The 8,006-nt window shown below is 74.4% G+C and carries 8 protein-coding genes; 4 read left to right on the top strand and 4 right to left on the bottom strand.

The annotated features are described in order from the left end of the window. The first annotated feature begins 78 nt into the window (after positions 1-78). A complete protein-coding gene (locus NT8_RS25585; protein ID WP_067974877.1) occupies positions 79-1,095 on the top strand; it encodes an SPFH domain-containing protein in 1,017 nt (338 codons plus the stop codon). 68 nt (positions 1,096-1,163) lie between these two features. Here the strand turns inward: NT8_RS25585 and NT8_RS25580 are convergent, their stop codons facing one another. After that, the gene (locus NT8_RS25580) at positions 1,164-1,511 is read right to left on the bottom strand and encodes a WhiB family transcriptional regulator (protein WP_067974873.1); all 348 of its coding nucleotides are present in this window, start codon (positions 1,509-1,511) and stop codon (positions 1,164-1,166) included. A gap of 443 nt (positions 1,512-1,954) precedes the next feature. On the opposite strand from NT8_RS25580, the gene NT8_RS25575 reads away from it, so the two are divergent. Next, positions 1,955-2,713 carry a sulfite exporter TauE/SafE family protein gene (locus tag NT8_RS25575; protein ID WP_067974870.1) on the top strand — a complete coding sequence of 253 codons (759 nt, stop codon included), beginning with the start codon at positions 1,955-1,957 and terminating at the stop codon, positions 2,711-2,713. A 30-nt stretch (positions 2,714-2,743) separates the two neighbouring features. Here NT8_RS25575 and NT8_RS25570 read toward each other — a convergent pair whose 3' ends face one another. After that, complete coding sequence (locus tag NT8_RS25570) at positions 2,744-3,367, bottom strand: HD domain-containing protein (protein ID WP_067974867.1); 624 nt, start codon at positions 3,365-3,367, stop codon at positions 2,744-2,746. A gap of 138 nt (positions 3,368-3,505) precedes the next feature. Here NT8_RS25570 and NT8_RS25565 point away from each other — a divergent pair, with 138 nt between their 5' ends. Continuing rightward, positions 3,506-4,885 carry an FAD-dependent oxidoreductase gene (locus NT8_RS25565; RefSeq protein ID WP_281203531.1) on the top strand — a complete coding sequence of 460 codons (1,380 nt, stop codon included), beginning with the start codon at positions 3,506-3,508 and terminating at the stop codon, positions 4,883-4,885. A 23-nt stretch (positions 4,886-4,908) separates the two neighbouring features. Here the strand turns inward: NT8_RS25565 and NT8_RS25560 are convergent, their stop codons facing one another. Then, positions 4,909-5,787: a peptidase gene (locus NT8_RS25560; protein WP_067974862.1), complete on the bottom strand. Its 879-nt coding sequence runs from the start codon at positions 5,785-5,787 to the stop codon at positions 4,909-4,911. 94 nt (positions 5,788-5,881) lie between these two features. Then, a complete protein-coding gene (locus tag NT8_RS25555) occupies positions 5,882-6,448 on the bottom strand; it encodes a TetR family transcriptional regulator (RefSeq protein ID WP_067974859.1) in 567 nt (188 codons plus the stop codon). Between the two features lie 469 nt (positions 6,449-6,917). On the opposite strand from NT8_RS25555, the gene add reads away from it, so the two are divergent. Continuing rightward, positions 6,918-7,955: an adenosine deaminase gene (gene add / locus NT8_RS25550; protein WP_067974882.1), complete on the top strand. Its 1,038-nt coding sequence runs from the start codon at positions 6,918-6,920 to the stop codon at positions 7,953-7,955. The last annotated feature ends 51 nt before the right edge of the window (positions 7,956-8,006 follow it).

Here is an 8,006-nt window from a genome sequence, read left to right as displayed (position 1 = left end):
GTGGACGTCCGCTTCGCGGCCGTCCACGCACGCCGCCCACCTGTGCCGCCCTCCGACAGGAGTCCTGGAGCCGCCCCGATGAGTACCGTTGTCATCATCCTGCTGATCTTCGTGGCGGTCCTGGGTGTGATCGGGTGGCGGAGCGTCCGCATCGTCCCGCAGGCCATGGCGGACGTCGTGGAGCGGTTCGGCGGGTACCACCGCACCCTGAAGTCGGGCTTCAACATCGTCATCCCGTTCGTCGACCACGTGCGCGAGCGGATCGACCTGCGCATCCAGGTCGTGAGCTTCCCGCCGCAGGCGGCCATCACCCAGGACAACCTGTCGGTGAACGTCGACACCGCGGTGTACGTGAAGGTCACCGACCCCTACGACGCCACCTACAAGGTCGCCAGTTTCATCACCGCCGTGGAGCAGCTGGCCTCGGCCACGCTGCGCAACGTGGTCGGCGGCATGGACCTGGAGCAGACCCTCACCTCGCGCGACCAGATCAACCGGGAGCTGCGGGCGGTGCTCGACGAGGCCACCGCCGAGTGGGGCATCCAGGTCAGCCGGGTGGAGCTGAAGGGCATCGAGCCGCCGGAGTCGGTGCAGGAGGCGATGGAGAAGCAGATGCGCGCCGACCGCGACAAGCGCGCCGAGATCCTCAGCGCCGAGGGGCAGAAGCAGTCGGCGATCCTGCGCGCCGAGGGTGAGCGGTCGGCGGCGGTGCTGAGCGCCCAGGGTTTCGCCGAGGCAGAGAAGGTGCGGGCGCGCGCGCAGGCCGAGGCGATGACCGTGCGGGCGCGCGGTGAGGCGGACGCGATCACCATGGTGGCGCGGTCGCTGCAGTCGGGGCAGCCGACCAAGGACGTGCTGGCCTACCAGTACCTGCAGAAGCTGCCCGAGATCGCGCGGGGCGACGCCAACAAGGTGTGGATCGTGCCCAGCGAGATGGGCGCCAACGCCCCGTGGAACCTGATGGCCCAGGAGTCGCTGGCGGGGATCGCCGACGCCGTGCGCCCGGGGCGCGACGGCGCGGGCGCGGCGCGGCCGGGGGCCGCCGCCGACGGGTACCGCTACGACGAGGTCCGGGCGCGCGACGACGAGCGCTGAGGCGCGCCGTGTGCTGAGCGGCCCCCGCCCGCGGGCGGGGGCCGCCTGCCGTCGTGGTGCGGCCGGGGTCAGTCGTCGGCCGCCGCGGGCGCGGCGGTGGTCAGCGGGTCGAGGACGGCGTCGTCACCGGGGGCGCCCGTATGGCGTTCGTAGCGGGCGCGGGCGGTCATGAGCAGGTCGGTCCACGAGGTGACGTCGGGGCGGCGGCGCAGCAGCGCGCGGCGTTCGCGCTCGGTCATCCCTCCCCAGACGCCGAACTCGATGCGTTCGTCGAGGGCCTCCGCCAGGCATTCGGTGCGTACCGGGCAGCCCTTGCAGATGAGTTTGGCCCGGTTCTGCGCGGCGCCCTGAACGAAGAGCGCGTCGGGATCGATCGCGCGGCACAGCGCGCGGTCGGTCATGTCCGAGGTCCACATGTTGCCCCACTCCCAAGATCAGCATGTGTGATGGTTCGCCGACGGGCGCGGTCGTCGGCGCGGGGTGGTGAGAGGTGACACGGATGCGGCCGGTCGCGGGTCGTCCGGCAGGGGGTCGGCTCGACACGGTGGCCGTGTTTCGGCGGGCTGTGTCATTGCTCACCACTGGGGTTGAAATTACGGTTCGCCGCCGGTCCTTCGACAGGCCCCAATAGGCCCATTTCTGAAATAGCCCGAGGGGGCTATAGCCATTGCGACGTTTGGTGATCTATGTGTCACAGATGGTGAGGGAAAGCCGGATGCGGGCGGTCCGGAAGCGGGGGTGGTGGGGTCGGCGATGATCGCGTCTACGTAGACTGTATGCATCAACGCGCACGTCAGGGGTGTCGGCGGCGTGCGCGGCCGGCGTGCGCGCCGATCGGGGAACGGGGACGGGGAACGGCATGAACGTGTGGGAGGCGCTCGCCATCCTGGCGGCGGGCATCGGTGCCGGCGGCATCAACGCGGTCGTCGGCTCGGGCACGCTGTTCACGTTCCCGGTGCTCCTCGCCCTCGGGTACCCGCCGGTCACCGCCACCATCTCCAACAGCATCGGCCTGGCGCCCGGGTCGCTGTCGGGGGCGATCGGCTACCGGCGCGAGCTGCGCGGGCAGGGCGGGCGGCTGCTCCGCTTCGGGGTGATGTCGTGCCTGGGCGCGGTCACCGGCGGCACGCTGCTGCTCACCCTGCCGTCCGACGTCTTCGAGCGGGTCGTGCCGGTGCTCATCGGCGTCGCGTGCGTGCTCATCATCGTGCAGCCCCGACTGGCCGCCTGGCTGCGCCGCCGCCGGCCCGCCCGACCCAACGGCGGCCCGCTGGTGCCGGTCGGCGTGTACGGGGCGGGCGTGTACGGCGGCTACTTCGCGGCCGCCCAGGGCATCATCCTCATCAGCGTGATCGGCACCGCCCTGGACGAGGACGTGCAGCGGATCAACGCGCTGAAGAACGCGCTGGCCTTCCTGGTCAACGCCACGGCGGCGGTGTTCTACACCGTCTTCGCCGCGCCGTCGTGGCCGGTGGTCGGCCTGATCGCCGCGGGCTCCGTCGTCGGGGGCTACTTCGGGGCGCGGCTGGGCCGCCGCCTCAAGCCGTTCGCGCTGCGCGGGCTGATCGTCGCGGTCGGGCTGAGCGCCGCCGTCCAGCTGGTGGTCGAGCAGCTCTGACCGGCGGCGCCCCGCCCGGCCGGGCGGGGGTCAGCGGCGGAAGTACCCGCGCCGGTCGGCGTCCTCGACGAGCGCCACGGCGTAGGAGCCGAGCGCCTCGGACCCCTCGGCGATGATCTTCACCTTCTCCAGCACCTGGTCGCGGGTGACCCCGAACCGCACCCACGTGCCGCCCTCGGTGTGCCAGTTGGCGAGCATGGGGGCGAGCCGGTCGACCGCCTTGGCGAACCGGGCCTCGGGGGTGGCGCGGGCCTCGAACTCGTCCCACAGGGCGCGGGCGTGCGCGGCCTGGTCCTCGGGCAGCAGCGCGTAGATGCGGTCGGCGGCGGCGCGTTCGCGCTCGTCCTGCGAGCCCGCCTCGTGGGCGTCGTAGACGAACGTGTCGCCGGCGTCGATCTCGACGATGTCGTGCAGCACGAGCATCTCGACGACCCGGTCGATGTCGGTGCCCTCGGGCGCGTACTCGGCGAAGACCCGGGCGGACAGGGCCAGGTGCCACGAGTGCTCGGCGTCGTTCTCGCGGCGCGAGCCGTCGATCAGCAGGTTGCGCCGCAGGATGCGCTTGAGCTTGTCGGTCTCCAGGATGAAGCGGAGCTGGCTGGTGAGCCGTTCGTGGTCGACCCCGCCGGCAAACACCGGTGCCGGTTCCGTCACGTAAGTCGCCCTCCTAGCACAATGGGGTGGTCGCGGAGAAGAACCAGGGGAAAGCCCGGCCGCCACAGGGATGATCCCATGGAACGGCGGCCGGCTGACGATCGAGCATCGGGTAGGGGAGGCGGCATGGAGCGGCGGGTGAACGCGCGCCCACGGCTGGTCGTGGTCGGCGGCGATGCGGCGGGGATGAGCGCCGCGTCGCAGGCGCGCCGCGCGCGGGGCGGCGAGGACCTGGAGATCCTCGCCTTCGAACGGGGCCGCCACACCTCGTACTCGGCGTGCGGCATCCCCTACCTCGTCGGGGGGACCGTCGCGAACCCCGACGACCTGGTGGCCCGCGACCCCGCTACGTTCGCGCGGGACTTCGACATCGAGGTCCGCACCGGCACCGAGGTGACGGCCGTCGACCTGGAGCGGCGGTGCGTGACCGCGCGCGGCCCCGACGGCACCGTGGCGACCGAGCGCTACGACCAGCTGATGATCGCCACCGGCGCGGTGCCGCTGCGCCCCGAGCTGCCGGGCGCCGACGCCGAGGGCGTCTTCGGCGTGCAGACCCTGGACGACGGCATCGCGCTGCGCGCCTTCCTCGACGACGCCCGCCCGGAGACGGCGGTGGTGGTGGGCGCCGGCTACATCGGGCTGGAGATGGCCGAGGCGCTGGTGCAGCGGGGGGTGCGCGTCGACCTGGTCGACGCCGGGCCGGAGCCCATGGGCACCCTCGACCCCGACATGGGCGCCGAGGTGCGCGAGGCGCTGGTCGGCATGGGGGTGCGGGTGCGGCTGGGGGAGCGGGTCACCGGCCTGCGGACCGAGGGCGGCCGGGTGCGGGGCGTGGCCACCGACCGGGGCGAGTACCCGGCCGGGGTGGTGGTGCTCGGCATGGGGGTGCGCCCGAACAGCGACCTCGCCCGCGCGGCCGGGCTGCGGATCGGCCCCACGGGCGGCATCGCGGTCGACGCGCGCATGCGCGCCTCGGCCCCCGGGGTGTACGCGGCGGGCGACTGCGTCGAGACGTTCCACCGGGTCTCCCGGGAGCCGGTGGCGATCGCGCTGGGCACCCACGCCAACAAGCAGGGGCGCGTCGCCGGGACCAACATCGGCGGCGGCTACGCCCGGTTCGGCGGCGTGCTGGGCACCGCCATCACCAAGGTGTGCGGGCTGGAGGTGGCGCGCACCGGCCTGAACGAGGCCGAGGCCGAGCGCGCCGGGTTCGCGTTCACCACGTCGGTGCTGCGCTCGACCACCCGCGCCGGGTACTACCCCGGGGCGAAGTGGATGACGGTGAAGCTGCTCGCCGAGCGGCGCACCGGGCGGCTGCTGGGCGGGCAGATCGTCGGCTGGGAGAACGCCGGCAAGCGGATCGACGTGCTCGCCACCGCCCTGTGGAACGGGATGGCGGTCGAGGACGTGGCGGGGATGGACCTGGGCTACGCTCCCCCGTTCTCCCCGGTGTGGGACCCGGTGCTCATCGCCGCCCGCAAGCTGGCCGAGGCGGCGCCGGAGCCCCGCGCCGGCTGAGCCGGCGGCCGCGCCCGGCGGCGTCACGACAGGCGCAGGGTGGCCTCGGCGTCGGCGCGCAGGTGCCGGTGGAACCACTCGGTGAGGGCGCGGTCGGCCAGCACGTTGCCGGGGGCGGGCGGGCCCGGTTCCAGGCCGGGCTCGGGGCCCATGGTGTGGGCGAGGTCGGGGATCTCGACGTGGCGCAGCGCCCCGGGCGGGTAGTGCGGCGCGAGGGCGTCGTGCAGCGCCCGGCAGCGCTCGGGGCCCATGACCTCGTCCTCGCCGCCGCTCGCGATGAGCAGCGGGGCCTGGGGGCGGCGGGCGGCGAAGTCCGCGGCCCGGCCGGTGAAGTCGAGCCAGGCGGCGGCCTCGCGGGCGGTGTCGGACCAGGCGTAGTCGACGCCGAGGCGGCGGGCGCGGGCGGCGAGCACGGGGACGGGGGTCACCACCGGGTTGACCACGCCCGCGGCGCCGATGGGCCGGGTGCTCTCGGCGAGGGCGAGCAGGACCGCGGCACCGCCCGCGCCCACGCCCACGAGGCCGGGCGGGGTGTCGCGGACGGGGTAGGCGGCGCGGAGGTCGTCGACGGCGCGCGGGATCTCGGCGGCGGCCTGCTCCACGACGGGCCCGTACAGGTCGAGGAGGTAGTCGCTGCGGCCGAGCCGGTTGACCTCGGCGACGCCGCCCTCGGGCAGCCGGGCGCCGAACATGGGCAGGCCGAGGTAGAACCGCCAGGCGGGCAGCGACGCCATCGGCAGGGTGCCCGCGAGGGCCGCCTCGCTGCGCGGGGGTTCGAACGCGTGCAGGGCCACGACCATCGGGGCCGGCCCGTCGCCGAGTGCCGGCGGGAGGGCGAGGTAGGGGATGCCGGCCGCGGTTCCGGTGATCGGGCGCGCGGGGACGCCGTCTGCTGCCGCCATGGGGTTACCTCCTGGATCGGGGCGCCGGTGGGCCGGCGCCCGGGGCCCCGGGCGCGGTGCGGCCGCCGTGGGGCGGCCCGCCGCGGGTCCGGGGTCAGGCGAAGTGCCGGCTCAGGTAGCTGCGCAGGAGCAGCTTGGTCTCGTCGACGAGCCGGGGGTCGCCTTCGGGGTCGCGGCGGAAGGCGAGCTTGAGGACCGCGTCGGCCGATTCGACGGCGACGGTGAGGGTGCGGTCGAGGGTCTCGTCGGGGGTGACCCCGGCGACGTCGGTGAGGAGTTCGCGCAGCCGGTCGGCGATGACGCGGTTGTTGTCCTGCTCGGTGTCGAGCAGGCGGGCGTCGACGGCGTCGCCGAAGTGCAGGCTGCGGAAGCCGGGGATGGTGCGGTGCATGTCGATGTACTCGTCGATGACGAGGTCGACGGCGTCGGTCCAGTGGGCGAAGGAGCCCTCGTTGAGGCGCTCGGTGACGCGGGAGCCGAACATGTCCAGGTAGCGCAGGCCGAGGGCCTGGGTGATGGCGCGCTTGTCCGGGAAGAACTGGTAGACGGAGCCGATGGCGACGCCCGCGCGTTCGGCGATCCGGGTGGTCGACAGCTCCTGGTAGCCGCCTTCGTCGAGGAGTTCGGCGCAGGCGTCGAGCATGCGCCGGACGCGCGCCATGCTGCGTTGCTGGGCCGGGAGCCGGCGCAGTGGGGCGTGGGCGAGGGAGGGCTCGGCGGCGGACGGCGGTGGGGGGTCGGCCGCCGGCCGCCTCCGCGGCGCGGCGGAGGCGGGGCTGCGGGGAGTCGTCATCACGCACCTATGATGCCGCTCCGGCCTGATCCGGTTCCCGCGGTATCCGGGGTTTCGCGGTCGTCTGCGGGGGTGGGTGGCGGTGGACCCGCGAAGATCCGGTTCTGGCCACTTTCGGTCGTCGGGCGGGGGGCGAGGGCGAGGTGGCGGGCGCGGCGCCGGGGGAGCGCTCTCCCGGCCGCCCGGTCGCGGGAGCGGTGCCCGCCGCCGGCGGGCGGCCCGCCCGGCGGCGCCCGGGGTGCCCGCGTCGCCCGGGGTGCCGCGATTCGGACCAATGAACGTCAGAACGGTCCCGGACCGCTTGGGGGCGGCGCGGCGCGCCAGTAGCTTCGACGCCATGAGCGACCCCTCCGCCCCCGCCGCGCCCGACATCGAGGCGTTCATCCGCGACCTGCCGAAGGTCGAACTCCATGTCCACCTGGAGGGTTCGATGCAGCCCGAGACGCTGCTCGAACTCGCCGCCGAGCACCGCGTGGCGGAGATCCCCGACACCCTCGCGGGCATCCGCGACTGGTACGCCTTCCGCGACTTCCCGCACTTCATCGACGTCTACCTGACGTCGGTCCGCACGCTGTGCGACGAGGAGGACTTCGCCCGGCTGGCGGGCGACGTCGCCGCCCGGCTCGCGGCGCAGAACGTCCGCTACGCCGAACTGCACGTCAGCCTCTACGGGCACCTGATGCGCGGGGTGCCCGCCACCGTGGTGTTCGCCGGCATCGAGCACGCGCGGATCGCGGCGGAGCGCGAGCACGGCATCCGGCTGCGGTGGATCCCCGACTTCCCCGGCGATTACGGGGTGGAGAGCGGCGAGGAGACCCTCGACGCGGTGCTGCGCCACGGGCCGGACAGCGTGGTCGGGTTCGGTGTGGGCGGGATCGAGGTCGACCGCACCCCGTTCGCCGGCCTCTTCGCCCGGGCCCGCGCCGAGGGGCTGCACAGCCTGCCCCACGCGGGCGAGAACGGGGGCCCGGAGCGGGTGTGGGAGGCGCTGGACCTGCTGCGCGCCGAGCGCATCGGGCACGGCATCGACGCGATGCGCGATCCCCGGCTGGTGGACCGGTTGGCCGAGGCGCGGGTGCCGGTGGACGTGTCGCCGACGTCGAACCTGCGCACGGGGGGTGTGGCGGACATCGGCGACCACCCGCTGCCGCGCATGCTCGACGCGGGCCTGCTCGTCACGCTGAACAGCGACGACCCGCCCATGTTCGGCACCGACCTGACCAACGAGTACCGGACCGCGCACGGCCTGGGCCTGGACGCGGCGGCCCTGGCCGGGCTGGCCCGCAACGGGGTGGCCGCCTCCTACCTGGACGGGGCGGAGCGGCGGCGGCTCACCGAGGAGATCGACGCGGTGCTCGCCGCGCACACCGGCTGACGGGCGCGGCCGCCCGCCCCGCCCCGCTCCGGGCCGGCGGGCGGCCGGCGG

Source organism: Nocardiopsis trehalosi NBRC 14201 (assembly GCF_001552555.1).
Taxonomy (GTDB): Bacteria; Actinomycetota; Actinomycetes; order Streptosporangiales; family Streptosporangiaceae; genus Nocardiopsis_B; species Nocardiopsis_B trehalosi.
This window is presented reverse-complemented; position numbering and strand designations above follow the sequence as displayed.

Coding starts and splice junctions, on each gene's coding strand:
- NT8_RS25585 (WP_067974877.1), top strand. CDS start 79: ATGAGTACCGTTGTCATCATCCTGCTGATCTTCGTGGCGGTCCTGGGT.
- NT8_RS25580 (WP_067974873.1), bottom strand. CDS start 1,511: ATGTGGACCTCGGACATGACCGACCGCGCGCTGTGCCGCGCGATCGAT.
- NT8_RS25575 (WP_067974870.1), top strand. CDS start 1,955: ATGAACGTGTGGGAGGCGCTCGCCATCCTGGCGGCGGGCATCGGTGCC.
- NT8_RS25560 (WP_067974862.1), bottom strand. CDS start 5,787: ATGGCGGCAGCAGACGGCGTCCCCGCGCGCCCGATCACCGGAACCGCG.
- NT8_RS25555 (WP_067974859.1), bottom strand. CDS start 6,448: ATGGCGCGCGTCCGGCGCATGCTCGACGCCTGCGCCGAACTCCTCGAC.
- add (WP_067974882.1), top strand. CDS start 6,918: ATGAGCGACCCCTCCGCCCCCGCCGCGCCCGACATCGAGGCGTTCATC.